The sequence below is a fragment of the Microbulbifer regidiadema (SeqCode) genome (assembly GCF_052467605.1).
In genome coordinates this window covers 640,947-655,279 of record NZ_CP174316.1, presented here as the reverse complement: position 1 = coordinate 655,279, position 14,333 = coordinate 640,947, and the positions used below count along the sequence as shown (strand labels likewise).

The 14,333-nt window shown below is 50.9% G+C and carries 11 protein-coding genes; 3 read left to right on the top strand and 8 right to left on the bottom strand.

The annotated features are described in order from the left end of the window. Positions 1-87 precede the first annotated feature (87 nt). Both ACJJIF_RS03725 and ACJJIF_RS03720 read left to right on the top strand, forming a co-directional pair. Entirely contained in the window at positions 88-966 is an 879-nt protein-coding gene (locus tag ACJJIF_RS03725) for a 3-hydroxyacyl-CoA dehydrogenase family protein (protein ID WP_444930902.1), read from the top strand. Positions 967-1,198: 232 nt separating this feature from the next. Further along, complete coding sequence (locus ACJJIF_RS03720) at positions 1,199-2,440, top strand: ArsB/NhaD family transporter (RefSeq protein WP_444930901.1); 1,242 nt, start codon at positions 1,199-1,201, stop codon at positions 2,438-2,440. Positions 2,441-2,458: 18 nt separating this feature from the next. Here the strand turns inward: ACJJIF_RS03720 and ACJJIF_RS03715 are convergent, their stop codons facing one another. The 4 genes from ACJJIF_RS03715 to ACJJIF_RS03700 all read right to left on the bottom strand — a co-directional run bounded on the left by ACJJIF_RS03715 (position 2,459) and on the right by ACJJIF_RS03700 (position 8,136). Beyond that, positions 2,459-2,878 (bottom strand): DUF411 domain-containing protein, encoded by a 420-nt coding sequence (locus tag ACJJIF_RS03715; protein WP_444930900.1) that lies wholly within the window; start codon positions 2,876-2,878, stop codon positions 2,459-2,461. A 52-nt stretch (positions 2,879-2,930) separates the two neighbouring features. Continuing rightward, on the bottom strand, positions 2,931-3,899 hold the full coding sequence (gene egtD / locus ACJJIF_RS03710; protein WP_444930899.1) for an L-histidine N(alpha)-methyltransferase: 969 nt from the start codon (positions 3,897-3,899) through the stop codon (positions 2,931-2,933). Positions 3,900-3,901: 2 nt separating this feature from the next. After that, positions 3,902-5,185 carry an ergothioneine biosynthesis protein EgtB gene (egtB, locus tag ACJJIF_RS03705; RefSeq protein WP_444930898.1) on the bottom strand — a complete coding sequence of 428 codons (1,284 nt, stop codon included), beginning with the start codon at positions 5,183-5,185 and terminating at the stop codon, positions 3,902-3,904. 398 nt (positions 5,186-5,583) lie between these two features. Continuing rightward, positions 5,584-8,136 (bottom strand): TonB-dependent receptor, encoded by a 2,553-nt coding sequence (locus tag ACJJIF_RS03700; protein WP_444930897.1) that lies wholly within the window; start codon positions 8,134-8,136, stop codon positions 5,584-5,586. 296 nt (positions 8,137-8,432) lie between these two features. Between ACJJIF_RS03700 and ACJJIF_RS03695 the strand changes: the two genes are divergently transcribed. Next, positions 8,433-10,790, top strand: coding sequence for a penicillin acylase family protein (locus tag ACJJIF_RS03695; RefSeq protein WP_444930896.1), 2,358 nt, complete (start codon positions 8,433-8,435; stop codon positions 10,788-10,790). Between the two features lie 19 nt (positions 10,791-10,809). On the opposite strand, the gene ACJJIF_RS03690 is transcribed toward ACJJIF_RS03695, so the two are convergent. The 4 genes from ACJJIF_RS03690 to crcB all read right to left on the bottom strand — a co-directional run bounded on the left by ACJJIF_RS03690 (position 10,810) and on the right by crcB (position 14,329). Then, entirely contained in the window at positions 10,810-11,073 is a 264-nt protein-coding gene (locus ACJJIF_RS03690; protein WP_444930895.1) for a hypothetical protein, read from the bottom strand. A 63-nt stretch (positions 11,074-11,136) separates the two neighbouring features. Beyond that, positions 11,137-12,531, bottom strand: coding sequence for a siroheme synthase CysG (cysG, locus tag ACJJIF_RS03685; protein WP_444930894.1), 1,395 nt, complete (start codon positions 12,529-12,531; stop codon positions 11,137-11,139). Between the two features lie 92 nt (positions 12,532-12,623). Continuing rightward, positions 12,624-13,907, bottom strand: coding sequence for a serine--tRNA ligase (gene serS, locus ACJJIF_RS03680; protein ID WP_444930893.1), 1,284 nt, complete (start codon positions 13,905-13,907; stop codon positions 12,624-12,626). A 47-nt stretch (positions 13,908-13,954) separates the two neighbouring features. Continuing rightward, a complete protein-coding gene (gene crcB, locus ACJJIF_RS03675; protein ID WP_444930892.1) occupies positions 13,955-14,329 on the bottom strand; it encodes a fluoride efflux transporter CrcB in 375 nt (124 codons plus the stop codon). Positions 14,330-14,333: the final 4 nt, after the last annotated feature.

Sequence of the window (14,333 nt, the reverse complement as noted above, 5' to 3'; positions counted from 1 at the left end):
CAGCCAGAAAACTGCTGAATATTCGCCAGCAAAAATAGAGGTATACAAACTTCCGCAAGCCAATATTTTTAATTAGGACTATACAGAATGGAAAGCTCAGAGTTCAGTAATAATCGCTCTATTGCTGTCGTCGGAGTTGTAGGTGCCGGGGTGATGGGGCTCGGGGTCAGCCAGGCACTGCTTGAAACCGGGCATCAGGTTGTCCTGATTGAAAATAGCCATTCCACACTGAAACAAGCCAAAAACCGCCTTCACCAGCAGCTAAGAATGAGTATGATGATGGGCCGGATTAACCGCAACACGGATCTGGATAGTCTTCTTGGGCAGGTAGTGACCGATGGACAACTATCTGCCTTAGAGCCCGTCGACTTTGTCATTGAAAACGTGACCGAGCAATGGGCTGTAAAGGCACAAATCTACCCCGCGATAGATAAAATTTGCCGTCACAACTGTGTATTTGCTGCGAATACCTCCGCCATCCCAATCACTCGGATTGCCTCATTGACACAGCGGCCGGGGCAGATCATTGGCATCCATTTTATGAATCCGGTGGCACTGAAACACACAGTAGAGGTTATTAATGGTTACCACACAAGCGACCGGACCCTGGCCATCACTGCAACCCTGTTAAGACAGCTTGGCAAGGACAGCATAGTAGTCAAGGATGGTCCCGGTTTCGTGTCTAACCGCATCTCCCATTTATTTATGAATGAGGCCATTTGGGTAGTACAGGATAAACTGGCCAAAGCAAAAGATGTCGACGAGATTTTTATACAGTGCTACAACCATGAAATCGGCCCATTGGCCACAGCAGACCTGATAGGATTGGACACGGTCTTAAATACGCTGGAAGTGCTCTATGAGAACGCCCTTGACAGTAAGTTTCGCCCTGCCCCCCTGCTCCGGCAAATGGTCACAGCCGGACTGCTCGGTCAAAAATCAGGCCAGGGCTTTTATCAATACTAATACTCGACCGAAATACCCCTGTATATAGAGCGCGGTTTTTTTGTTTGCCAACTGCCAGCACACCCCCGCAAGCAGATCGCCAGACAGGCCCCATAGGTATATTCCCAATAAAGAGACTCGTAAAGAGAAGAGGTTTGTTTAAACTCTGATAAATAGCTTTGTGGGCATTCCGCCACAGGGGAAAGCATCTCAGAAATAGTAATTCGGGCTAGCGACACTGGAATAAGAATAGATGTCTATTAGCTTAACTATCTCGGCAATCATCTTTATCCTAATAGCCGCACGCCAATGGCTGCCACCAGCCATCCGTATCTGGCATATTATGACCCTTGGCGCAGCGGCACTGTTGGCCCTAGGGCAGATCACCTTTAAGGATGCCTTTTTTGCCGTTGACTGGGATTTAATCCTCTATTTATTCTCTGTATTTTCAATTGCAGCGGCTTTGTATGACACAGGAATTTCCGCACAAATCAGCAAACGAATACTTTCGCGGCAAACGCCCAATACCATGCTGGCAAGCTATGCCCTGATTATGGCGAGCTGTGCCGCCCTGCTTACCAATGATGCGGCAGCAGTTATTGGTGTACCTATCGCACTGCTAATGGCACGGGATTTAAACTGGAATGCTGTACCCCTACTTATTTTGCTCTGCGCTACCGTGACCGTCGGCAGTATGGTATCTCCGATTGGCAACCCCCAAAATATCTTGATTGCCAATGCAGGGCAGTTTGACAATATGTTTCTTGTATTTGTCCAGTGGATCTTTATCCCAGCAGCGATCACTATGCTATTTTCGATTCTCTGGTTAAAACGATTCCTGAAAGTTGACAAATCCAGTCACGAGGTGGGTATTCAGCCCAGTACAGACAATCAGATAACACAAAAGTGGCCACCCCTACTTTCGACAGCCCTCCTGATAGTCCTAATCGCTTTAAGGAATGTGTTACATGGTATAGAGGGTATCTACCTCCCAACCTTAGGCCAAATCGGTTTACTGGCGTGCTCTCCAATATATCTGGCAAGCGATAAGCGAAGAAGAGTCCTGCGAGAAGTGGATTGGACTACCCTCTTATTCTTTGTCTCGATGTTTATAGTAACTGGTTCACTGCTCGAATCCGGCTCGCTACAGCTGCTCCTCCACGGGAGCGAAATTAATTTGGCCGAGGCAAAAACTGTAACCTTTGTCAGCTTTTTTGCCAGCCAGCTGTTTTCCAATGTTCCCGTAGTAGAAATCTACCTGAACCTGCTGCATAAAAAAGAAACTCAAACACTAATGATGCTATCAGCCATATCCACAGCAGCAGGAAACCTCTTTATCATCAGCGCTGCCAGCAATGTGATAGTATTGCAACAGGCGGAAAAGTTTGGGGTAAAGCCATTTAACTTCTGGCAATTTTTTTTGTTAATGTTACCGGTAAGTCTTATCAGTGTAGCGGTTAGCTATTTCTATATCATTTACTTCGGCTCACTATAGATGTGATTTAGAGGCACCCTAAGGTTTCTCTATACGAGTGAAAGGGCGATAATCCCCACCCTCGAGTAGCAGGTAAATATAATAGGGCTCAAAGTTACCATCCACCTCCATCCCCGGACTGCCGACTGGCATCCCGGGCACTAACAAACCAATACCACCTTCCGGTGGGGCGTAAAGAAATTGCTGGATATAGACCGCTGGAACATGTCCTTCAAAGATATATTGGTTGTGCCATACCGCCGTATGGCAACCTTCCATTCCCCGGGGAATCCCCCATTGCTTGCGCACTTTTTCCATATTGACTTCAGCATGGGCAGTTACGGTAATATCGTTCTCCCGCAAATGATCAATCCAGCGGTTACAGCAAAAGCAAAGTGGGTGCTTATACACAACAAAGCTATCAGCATATTGCGCGACATCTTCCTCAGCAACAACCATTCCCACTGACACCCCAAGCGTAATCAGCGAGAGCAGCAAACCCAGTATTCCATTAGATCGCCTGGGCATAGTGGATAGCGTAGGATTCAGAGGAATCGGTCCAATAGCGAGCAGGCTCAAATCCGCCCTGCTTTAACAGCGCATTAAAATCACTAATTTTATACTTGTGACTATTCTCCGTATGAATGGTCTCCCCTTCTGCGAACACTATCTGCTCTCCAGCAACTGAAACACGCTGCTCCTTGAGACTGACCAGGTACATTTCTACACGCTGCCGCAACGGCTGGTAAAAGGCACGGTGGGAGAATAATGACAAATCAAAATTTCCGCCCAGTTCACTGTTGATTCGCTGTAACAGATTCTTGTTAAATTGCTCCGTGATATGTTCCCTATCGTGATAAGCTCTCTCAAGCACTATTGAATCTTTGACTAAATCGGTGGCGATCAGTAAGCCATCACCAGAACTCAGATTGGCGGCAAAGGTTTCCAGTAAAGCTTCCGCCCTACCCGCCTCAAAGTTTCCAATTGTCGAGCCCGGAAAAAAAACCACTCTTTTTCTTGAGTCAATAGTTGAAATGTTGCGCCAAACCGTTGCCTGGGTGAAGTCACCCACTTCCGGCCAGATGGAAAGATGCGGCAAACTCTTTTTAATACGCTGTCCGGCTTGATAGAGAATCTCTGGAGATATGTCGATCGGGTAGTAACCACTGGGGTCCTTCAGCAAGTGCAGTAAAGCCTCTACCTTTTCACAGTTGCCCGCACCCGGCTCAATCAATAGCGCCCCCGGCCCTATTTCCTCGGCAATATCCGGCAAATACTGCTTAAATATCCCAGCCTCTATACGAGTTAAATAATAATCCTCCACATCACATATTTTCTCGAATAACTGGGAGCCGATTTCATCATATAGATACTTACACGGCAGTGTTTTCTGCTCTCCTGCCAACCCCTGTAAAACATCTTCGCGAAATTTATAGTCCTGATATGAGCTTTCCTGCATCATTGATACGGCTACTTTCACACTTAGTCTCCTGCCAAACGGACACCAGTAAATTGCCACGATTGATGTGGGTAAAAGAAGTTGCGGTAACTGATCCGAATATGGTCAGCGGGAGTCGCAAAAGATCCACCGCGCAGAACCTTTTGGTTGCACATAAATTTTCCGTTGTACTCACCCACCGCATCCTCCCTCGCCTTGTAACCTCGATAAGGCAGGTAAGCACTGGAGGTCCACTCCCATAAATCTCCTAGAAACTGTGTTTGCCTCCGCTGTACCGGTAAAGGCTTGAAGAAACGCTTTTCCAGGAAGTTGGCCGCTGCCATCTGGTTGGGCTGGCGCAATTGACAAGCTGCGGCCTCCCATTCAAATTCGGTGGGCAATCGCTTTCCAGCCCAGGTGGCAAAGGCATCGGCCTCATAAAAAGAGAGGTGGCAGACCGGCTCGACAGGGTTTAGCGGCAGCAAACCATAGAGAGTGTACTGCTGCCAGCCACTACTATTCCGCCGCCAGTAAAACGGATGTTCTTGCTGCTGCTTTTGTACCAACGACCAGCCGTCTGACAGCCATAAGCGATGCTGTTGGTAGCCCCCATCCTCTATAAATTCAAGGTACTCAGCATTAGTTACCAGACGGGAGGCAATCACAAACTCATCGATAAACTGCTGGTGTTCTGGCCCCTCGTTATCAAAGCAGAAGGTGTCGCCATTACTGCCAATCCCATAGAATCCGCTGGGTATCTTGAGCCAGCGCAACGGCTCCAGCACCCCGTCCTCATCCTCGGGCAAGGCATCCCGGTAAGCCGGCATCATAGGATTAGCGGATAGCGCATGCTTGATATCGGTCAGTATCAATTCCTGATGCTGCTGCTCATGGTTCAGCCCCAACTGAACCAAGGCTGCCAAATTGTCACAAAGCGGCTGCTCATTGAGCAGCTGGCGCATAGCATCATCAATAAAGGCTCGATATTCGTAGATTTGGGAGCTATCCGGGCGCGAGATCACCCCCCTATTGGGGCGCGCAAAGGGGGTGCCCAGGCTATTGTAGTAAGAGTTGAACAGATGATTGAAATGCGGATTAAAGGCCTGATAACCTGATAATTGCGGCGCCAGGATAAAGGTTTCAAAGAACCAGCTGGTATGCGCCAGGTGCCATTTGGTGGGGCTGGCATCCGGCATGGATTGCAACTGCATATCCTCAGCAGACAACGGCGCTGCCAAATTTTCCGTCTCTGCGCGAACTTTCTGGTAATCCATCAGAAGCTGATATTGGATTTCCTCTAAAGTTACCTCACCGATATGTATTGCCATATTCCTAGTCAACCGGGATACATTGCCTCTCTATTGAAATCATCATACGCAGTTTTAGGCGTAAACCTACGGGCTCGCTATTTAACAGGGGGATATCTGTGCCAGTTTATTTTTCTTTTTATGCGGAAATAAAAAAAAGGGCCGGATAAACCGGCCCACTCTCTCGTCATGCTGACAGGAATACACTAATAAAATCAATCAAGAACCAAAACCAAGCGGGTTCGTTAACTTCTGTACACCCCATTTCAAACTATGGGTATTTTTCACCTCATACAGACCTTATCGGTTATCGTCTACTTGAGAAGCCCTGAATTATCTCACCATATCTGCATAAGATTTTCAGAAGCGTCTTTATTCGACAACAACACCTCCCTGTGCCGTATTAACCCACGGGTTAATTAAAATCGGACGGTCAAATCTGCACCGTACATTCTCGGCATAAAGCGCCAAGCGGGGCTGGCACCAATAGCAGCACCGGTACCACCGTAACCGCCGGCGATTTCTTCGTCGGTCAAATTCTGCACCCAAAGCGCCAGGGAGTAACTATCTGAAGGGCTGTTCCAAGCTCCTCGCAAGTTAAACAACTGGTAATCGTCTACAATCCGTGTGCGATCCGTAATTGAACCTATGCGTTCATCCGTCCAATTGTAATCGCCACGGAATAAAAGCTCTCCCCCAGAGGCCAGCGCTACAGTATATTCAGCCATAAGGTTGAGTTTGTGCTCCGGCGTTGATACCCGGGACTGGCCTACTTTCGAGTCCTCTTCTGTCTCACCAATCGCCTCAATGACCTGGTAATCGGTAAACTCTGTATCCAGATAGGAATAGTTACCGGCAATAAACAGGCTCTCTGTTACTGCCCACTGCACTTCAATCTCCGCCCCGGTACCCTCTGCATCTGAATTCCGCAGGTTATAACCGGGAATCGGGGTGCCGACTAAATCCAGCTCTTGCAGATTGCTGTATTCATAGGTGTAAACTGAGGTATTCAAGCGCACCCGGTTGTCGAACAAGCTGCTCTTAAGGCCAACCTCCAAGTTAACAACATCTTCCTGGTCGAATGATGACTCCACCCCGGGACCAAAGTTAAGACTGTTAAATCCGCCAGCTTTGAAGCCATCTGCCAGGGAGAGGTAGGTCATTACATCGTCATTCCAACGATAATCCAATACTATACGCCCAGATAAATCGCTCCAGCTATCGCTGAGTTTATCATCCAGAACGAGCTGGCCATTATTGTAAAACACAATGCCAAATAACTCAGACCCGAGGTCAAGTGTAGGCATATAGATAGAGCCTACAAAATTGCCATCTTCATCGACCAAGTTTACCGTTCCGCCGGAAAATGACAGGGGAATATAGTTGTTATAGGCCGTCTGGATGGTGAAATCTTTCTGATCGTAGGTATAGCGGGCACCGACAGTCAGATCCATCTTGTCGGTAAGACTCCAGGTCATATCGCCGTAGATGGCCGTTGACTTGTAATCACCGGTGTTGCGTACACTTTCCCCCCAAGGCGCATCCGAGGCTATCCAGGGATTAAAGCCCGCCATCATTTGTCCGATCATATCATCCGCGTGAAGCATTTCCGCACTAATTGAGTCCGGGTAGCCGAGCTCGCTGAGCAGTGCGGATATATCTCCCCTTTGCACCAATAAATCGTAAACAAAGGAGGCGCTGGCAATTCCCTCCAGACCCGCCTGCTGTAACTGCGTACGGGTGATAACCGCCAGCTCCTCCTGCTCGGTCTGGGTCAAATCTGGATAGGCAGCCTTGACCCCCTCATACACGGCAAAGGACTCCACCGAGCCGGTGGTAAAATTGGCGTAAGTGGTGTGATCCACCTCTTCTTCGGAATATGAAGCGCCCAGGGTCCATTTGATGGTGTCGGTAGTGCCGTTGAGGCGGAATTCCTGGGAGAACTGGCTTTGATCATCCGTATTCGCGGAGCCAAACATATAGTCCGGGTTGGCGGTGCCATCCTCATCCTGTTGCAGATGCGCATCGAACTCACGGTAAGCAGTAATCGAGGTAAAGGTGAAGTTATCGAAATCTTTGCTGATGGTCAGGGAGGTGCCAAAGGAATCCCGATCTTCAATCGTCGGCGTATCCAGGGCGTAATCACCAAAGACATCGGTTTCCCCTTTCAGGCTGGGGATAATTGTTGTCCGCAGAGCACTGCCCTGATCCATCACACCGTAATCGGCGCGCCACAAGACTTCGGTATCGCTAGATGGCTCCCATAACAAAGAGGCGCGATAGGTCTGAGTGTCCTGATCCCCGGCAGAAAAACCATTGGCCAAATTATCGGCGAAGGCATCGCGGCGATTGGTTGACGCAGAAAAACGCCCATACAGGTTGTCACTGATCTGACGATTGACCAATAAATCCGTTGACTGACGCCCATAGTTACCGGCTGTCAGGTTCAGTTCTGTAGAGTCATCCGCCTGGGGCTTGGTGGTAATAATATGAATCGCGCCACCGGTAGCATTGCGACCAAATAGCGTACCCTGTGGACCCTTGAGAACTTCGACCCGTTCAATATCGGTCAGTGGTATCTCTGCACCCGCACTGCGGCCGGTATAGACCCCATCCACATAAACGGCTACCGCAGGATCGGAGCCCACTGTCCAATCGTTAGTTTGCACCCCGCGAATACTGTAAGTCGGTTGCAGGGCGGTATCATTGTGCATTTCCACGCCCGGCGTATATTTCCCCAACTCGGTCAGATTTTTGACACCGGCTTCCTTTATATTTTCCCCGGTGAAAGCGGAAATCGCGATAGGTACTTCTTGCAGGTTTTCTGCTCGCTTCTGTGCGGTAACCACAACTTCTTCAATTTCTGCGGCGTGAACGTGAGAAGCCACAGCAGTGAGGAGAGCAATGGCCCCGGGGAGAATAGAAAAATTGAATTTACGGTTTATTACAGCTCTACCAACATCGTGCATCATCGCGTCCTCGCGTTTATTGTTATACCGCCTGATGTTTTCGACTGGTTGTTGTTTTTGTTATTGCACGCCATCTTACGGTTGCGTTTTCCTATTGAAAAGCCTGTAATGACTTTTTTCTTGTGACTGGTCAGTTCTTCGGTAGATAGCAGCGAAAGACAGGAAAATCCGGGGCTATAAGGCTGGAGTGTTGTCACCAAAAGTTACCCTCTGCTCCCCCACGGTAACTTTGTCGGTGAAACTCAAACTGCACGGCAAAGTATTATCGACATTAATCCAGAGATTTAGCGGCAATCACAATGGCAAAATTTCTATTTTCCAAGCGGTATCTACCGGTCCTTGCTATCAGTGTTTTAGCTCTGATTATTTTATTTTTAATGGGCTTCTGGATCTGGCTGCGGCAAAGTTTGCCGGCTCTCGACGGCACCATCGCCACGGGAGAATTAAAAAATTCAGTTACTATTGAACGGGATATACAGGGAGTTCCATTAATTCATTCGGAAAACCGAAATAGTTCGGCCTTCGCCCTGGGTTTTTTACATGCACAGGAGCGTTTTTTCCAAATGGATTTGTTGCGGAGAAGCTCCGCAGGAGAGTTATCAGAATTACTGGGACATGCAACAGTAAAGCACGACCAAAAAGTGCGCCAACATCAATTCCGCCAGCGAGCGGCGCGCAATATTTCCGCAATGCCTGCGCCACAGAAAATGCTACTAGAGCACTATGTCAACGGCGTTAATTTCGGTCTCAATCACCTCTCGGCAAAGCCCTGGGAGTACGCCTTACTCGGCCAGGAGCCCCGCCCCTGGAATTCTGCTGACAGCCTGTTAACTATCTACAGCATGTACCTGACACTGCAAAGTGAACGGGGTAGTTTTGAGTTGCGCGATACCGCTTTAGCCGAATTACTTCCAGCGGATCTATACGCGTTCTATTTTCCCAAAGGCGGGCCATGGGATGCACCATTATTTGGCAAGGCACGCAAAAAAGTCAGCATTCCCGAAACCCCAATTTCTACCCTCTTGGGGGATCGGGATTCTATCGTCTACCAGTCGATGGAAAGTGATGACAAAATTTATGGCAGTAACAATTGGGTCGTCGGCGGCAACTTGACCGCACACGGCGCTGCGATTCTTGCCAACGATATGCACCTCGGTCTCAATGTTCCCAATATCTGGTTTCGGGCCGGCTGGAGTATTCCCGGCAGCGACCGATTTGTTCGCGGTGTCACACTGCCCGGTGGCCCAATTACAGTTGCGGGTAGTAACGGCCTGGTTGCCTGGGGATTCACCAACACCGGTGGCGACTGGAGCGATCTGATCCCGCTGGAACTCAGCGAGGACGGAGATCAATATAAAACACCCGAGGGCTGGAGACGTTTTGGCCGCGAGACAGAATCTATTGCAATTAAAGACCGCGATGCAAAAATCATCGAAGTGCGCACCACTATCTGGGGGCCCGTGATCGGCACAAACCACCACGGAGTCCCCCTCGCGTTTCGCTGGGTTGCACACGATATCTCCGGCGCCAATATGAACCTGCTCAATATGGAGGAGGCCCGCAGTGCCGCAGAAGCGCTGAATCTTGCCGCCTCAATAGGCATTCCCCACCAGAACCTGGTGGTAGGCGACAGCGCGGGCAATATTGGCTGGTCTGTCGCCGGCGCTATCCCCAAGCGAGTGGGCTTTGATGGCAGTCGATCGGTCAGCTGGGCAGATGGCGGCGCCTACTGGGATGGCTATTTGCCTTCACAGCAGCAACCCCACCTGTACAACCCAAAGTCCGGCCGAATTTGGAGTGCCAATGCCCGCATTGTCGATGGAAACTACCTGGAACTGATGGGCAACCACGGTTATGCACTGGGCGCCCGCCAGCAACAGATTCGCGATCAGCTTTTCGCCCGGGAGCAATTCCATGAGCGCGATCTGCTGAATATCCAACTCGATGATCGGGCCCTATTCCTCGAACGCTGGCAACAGCACCTGCTCGCCCTGCTTGAGAAGCGGGAGGACTACCGCGAGATATATGAACAAATTCAAAACTGGGGGGCGCGAGCCAGTATCGACTCGGTGGGCTATCGCATTGTTCGCAACTATCGCCTCAAGTTGATGGAGCTGACAACAGCGCCAATTTTGACGTATATGCGCCGCTACCAGCCCAATTTTTCTTTTGGCCAACTCAAGCACCAATTTGAATACCCACTGTGGGAAATGGTTCAGCAGGAGCCCCCGCAACTTCTCAATCCAGACTTTGAATCCTGGAACGCAATAAAGCTCGCCGCCCTGGATCAAGTGCTGGAGAAAATGAGCTCCGATAACCTGCCCCTCAAGCGGCAGTCTTGGGGAGTCGAAAACAGGGCCAAGATTCAGCATCCACTGGGCAGGGCAATCCCGCTGCTCAACTGGTTTCTGGCCATGCCGGCCGACCCTCTCGCCGGGGATACCCATATGCCCCGCTTCCAGACCCCGACTCACGGCGCCTCCCAGCGTTTAGTCGTATCTCCAGGGCGGGATTCCAGTGGTATTTTCCATATGGCCACAGGCCAAAGTGCCCATCCACTGTCACCCTTTTTCGGCAATGGCCACCGGGATTGGGTTGAGGGAAATGCTTCACCATTTGTCGAGCGCGAGGCCCGCTACCGACTCACACTGAATTAGGCTCAACGGGCTATTGAGATCAGACACTCTCATCGAGAATGGCAAAAGATAAAAATGTAGTAAAGATGGCGAGAGTTAGAACAAAAGGCAGTATAGGAAAACACAGCATTAGCGTTATCGATACCAGCCAAAATTTTTTTACCCAACCTTTCTTTTGCTGGTAAGCATAGGTGTAGCGCCGAGTGTGGCTATCTTGCGCTGAAGGAATAACGATTTCACACACTGGCGGGAGGAAAAATCCCACGGCCTTGCTGCAATAGAAGCGAATAAATGCAAATAGCATTTTGAACACCCCCTGGGAGTACCTCCTGAGTATAGGTACTCCCAATCGGCGCAGGTGCCGGTGCTAACTCTCCCGGGTCGGCTGGTACCACTGAAGTTTTTCATGCAGGCTCACTACCCCGCCGATAATTGTGAGTGTTGGTGCGCGAACCTCACTATTTTCCGCAAGTGCCGGCAAACTGCTCAAATCACCGACAACCACTCGCTGATCTCGCGTCGTACCCTTTTCAACCAAGGCCGCCGGCGTACTCGCATCGAGTCCGTGCTTGATCAGTTCGGCACAAATCGTTGGCAAGCCCGTGAGCCCCATATAGAACACCAGGGTCTGTGCCGGACCCGCAAGCTCCTGCCAGGGAAGGTCCAGACCGCCCTCTTTCAGGTGCCCGGTAATAAAACGCACAGACTGCGCGTGATCCCGGTGGGTCAGCGGAATACCCGCATAGCTGGCACAACCGGAAGCGGCGGTAATTCCCGGCACTACCTGGAACGGAATACCCGCCTCTGACAGCTTATCTATTTCCTCGCCACCGCGGCCAAAAATAAAGGGATCACCCCCTTTAAGGCGCAATACTTTTTTGCCTTGGCTGGCCAAATCCACCAAGAGCTGGTTGATATCCTCCTGAGGCACCGCATGAAAAGCCTTGCGCTTGCCCACATAAATCCGCTCCGCATCCCGGCGCACCAACTCCATCACTTCCGCTGAGACCAGGCGATCGTAGAGCACCACATCGGCCTGCTGCATCAAGCGCAGCGCGCGAAAAGTGAGCAGGTCCGGATCTCCGGGGCCTCCGCCCACCAGGTAGACTTCACCTATCGGCTTGGGGCTCCCCTGCCAATCTCGAAGCGCATCCACAAATGCCCGCTCGGCATCTGCCGACTGCCCCGCTTCCATTCGGTTGGCAACGGGACCGGCAAATACCCACTCCCAAAAGTTTTTGCGGCGAGATTCAGGCAGTGCCGCTTTCACCCGGTCGCGCATCCGCGCCGCCAAAGCCACCAATGGACCCAGGCCCGGTGATAATAGCGCTTCGAGCTGAGCGCGAATTCTGCGGGCCAATACTGGCGCCGCGCCACCGCTGCTAATTCCAATAGACAGATCGCCGCGCTCCACAATGGCCGGGAAAGTAAAGGTGCACAACTCCGGGGCATCCACCGCATTGACCGGAAGGCGCTGGGCCTGGGCGTCGGCTGAAACCTGCGCATTAACCGATTCACTATCGGATGCGGCTACCACCAGCCCCACTTTCTGCAAATGCTCGCTCGAATAGGCCGCTTGAAACCACTCTCCAGCAGAATCCGCCACCATTTGCTGAAGCTCATCGGTGATTTGTGGGGATACCACCAATAAGCGTGCCCCAGCTTTGCGCAGTAAGCGGGCTTTACGCGTGGCGATGGAGCCACCGCCAACAATTAAACAGGGATAATCTTTGACATCAAATGCGAGGGGTAAATAACGCAACTTCTTATTCCATCAAATAGCGGGCAAAGTGAAACTCATTACTACAAACAAAAAAGGGCGAACTCTACGCTCGCCCTTTTGGAGTGCTACGCTCAGGAAGCTGAGATCACTTCCTGGCCTCGCATATAGGGCCGCAATACTTCCGGCACTTCAATACTGCCGTCCTCACGCTGGTAATTTTCCAGAACTGCGATAAGGGTACGACCCACGGCAAGGCCGGAGCCGTTCAGTGTGTGCACCAATTCGGGCTTGTTGGTTTCCGGGTTGCGCCAGCGCGCCTTCATTCGGCGCGCCTGGAAGTCACCTACCAGGGAGCAAGAGGATATCTCGCGGTACTTATCCTGGGACGGAATCCAAACTTCAATATCGTAGGTCTTGCGCGCGGAGAAACCGATATCGCCACCGCAGAGAATCACTGTGCGGTATGGCAGATTCAGCTTCTGCAAAATGGTCTCGGCATTTTGCGTGAGGGTTTCCAGGGCCTCTTCCGACTGATCCGGGCGCGCCACCCAAACCAATTCCACCTTTTCAAACTGGTGCTGGCGAATCATGCCGCGGGTATCGCGGCCGTGAGAGCCGGCTTCAGAGCGGAAGCAGGTAGTGTGGGCAACCAACTTATGCGGCAGACTCGCACCATCTTCAACAATATGATCGCGATACATATTGGTGAGGGGGACTTCCGCAGTCGGGATCAGGTAGAAACCGCGATCATCTTTCAGCTTGAACAGGTCTTCCCCAAATTTGGGCAGCTGGGAAGTGCCGTACAGGGAGTCACCGTTCACTACCACCGGTACATTGGTTTCCTGGTAGCCATGCTCTTCAGTATGCGTATCCAGCATAAACTGTGCCAGGGCGCGATGCAGGCGTGCAATATCACCACTCATAACCGCAAAGCGAGAGCCGGTGAGCTTCACCGCCATCTCAAAATCGAGGCCATTGAGCTGTGTACCCAGATCGACATGGTCTTTAACTTCAAAATCAAAAGTGCGCGGCTGACCCCAGCGGCGAATTTCTACGTTATCGTCTTCACTCTCGCCTTCGGGTACCGAGGCGTCCGGCAAATTGGGGATTGCGGACAAAATTGCATCCAACTCTTCCTGCAATTCAGTCAGTGCATGCTTGGCATCTTGCAATTCACCACCGAGGGACTCCACCTCTTTCAAAAGCGGAGCAATATCTTCACCATTTGCCTTGGCACGGCCGATATTTTTCGACTTGCTATTGCGCTCGTTTTGCAAACTCTCGGTGCGCACCTGCAATTCTTTGCGGCGCTCTTCAAGGGCTTCAAGTTTAGCAGTATCCAGTTCTACACCGCGCTTTTTCAGGGCGGTGGCCACCAGGTCCATATCCGTGCGAATCAGTTTGGGATCGAGCATCGTTTCCAGTTCGCCTGTTATCAGGCTCCTACAACAAAGAAGTTAAATTAAAAATACCGCGTCGCCAGAGCGACAGCAGCAGTGGTAGCCAACAGACAACTTACAAGGCTGCCGACAATATAGCCAAGGGCTACCAACGGTTGGCCATTGTGCCACAGTATCAGGCTTTCGAGGGAGAAAGTGGAGAAGGTTGTCAGCGCGCCAAGCATCCCCGTCATTAATAATAGGCGCCACTCCTCCCCCAACATGGCCCGCTGGGCGATCAGCACATACACGATGCCGATCAAAAAAGAACCCGCAATATTGACGATTAGCGTTCCCAGAGGAAAGCGGCCCTCGAATACCGGGTAACTCCAAATACTCACCAGGTGGCGAAGAACCGCCCCAAGTGCGCCACCCAAGGCGACTGCCAGCCACTGCATTGAC

Excerpts from the sequence above, each read along its gene's own strand:
- ACJJIF_RS03720 (WP_444930901.1), top strand. The coding sequence starts at position 1,199 with ATGTCTATTAGCTTAACTATCTCGGCAATCATCTTTATCCTAATAGCC.
- serS (WP_444930893.1), bottom strand. The coding sequence starts at position 13,907 with ATGCTCGATCCCAAACTGATTCGCACGGATATGGACCTGGTGGCCACC.
- ACJJIF_RS03715 (WP_444930900.1), bottom strand. The coding sequence starts at position 2,878 with ATGGTTGTTGCTGAGGAAGATGTCGCGCAATATGCTGATAGCTTTGTT.
- egtB (WP_444930898.1), bottom strand. The coding sequence starts at position 5,185 with ATGGCAATACATATCGGTGAGGTAACTTTAGAGGAAATCCAATATCAG.
- ACJJIF_RS03725 (WP_444930902.1), top strand. The coding sequence starts at position 88 with ATGGAAAGCTCAGAGTTCAGTAATAATCGCTCTATTGCTGTCGTCGGA.
- ACJJIF_RS03690 (WP_444930895.1), bottom strand. The coding sequence starts at position 11,073 with ATGCTATTTGCATTTATTCGCTTCTATTGCAGCAAGGCCGTGGGATTT.
- crcB (WP_444930892.1), bottom strand. The coding sequence starts at position 14,329 with ATGCAGTGGCTGGCAGTCGCCTTGGGTGGCGCACTTGGGGCGGTTCTT.
- ACJJIF_RS03695 (WP_444930896.1), top strand. The coding sequence starts at position 8,433 with ATGGCAAAATTTCTATTTTCCAAGCGGTATCTACCGGTCCTTGCTATC.
- ACJJIF_RS03700 (WP_444930897.1), bottom strand. The coding sequence starts at position 8,136 with ATGATGCACGATGTTGGTAGAGCTGTAATAAACCGTAAATTCAATTTT.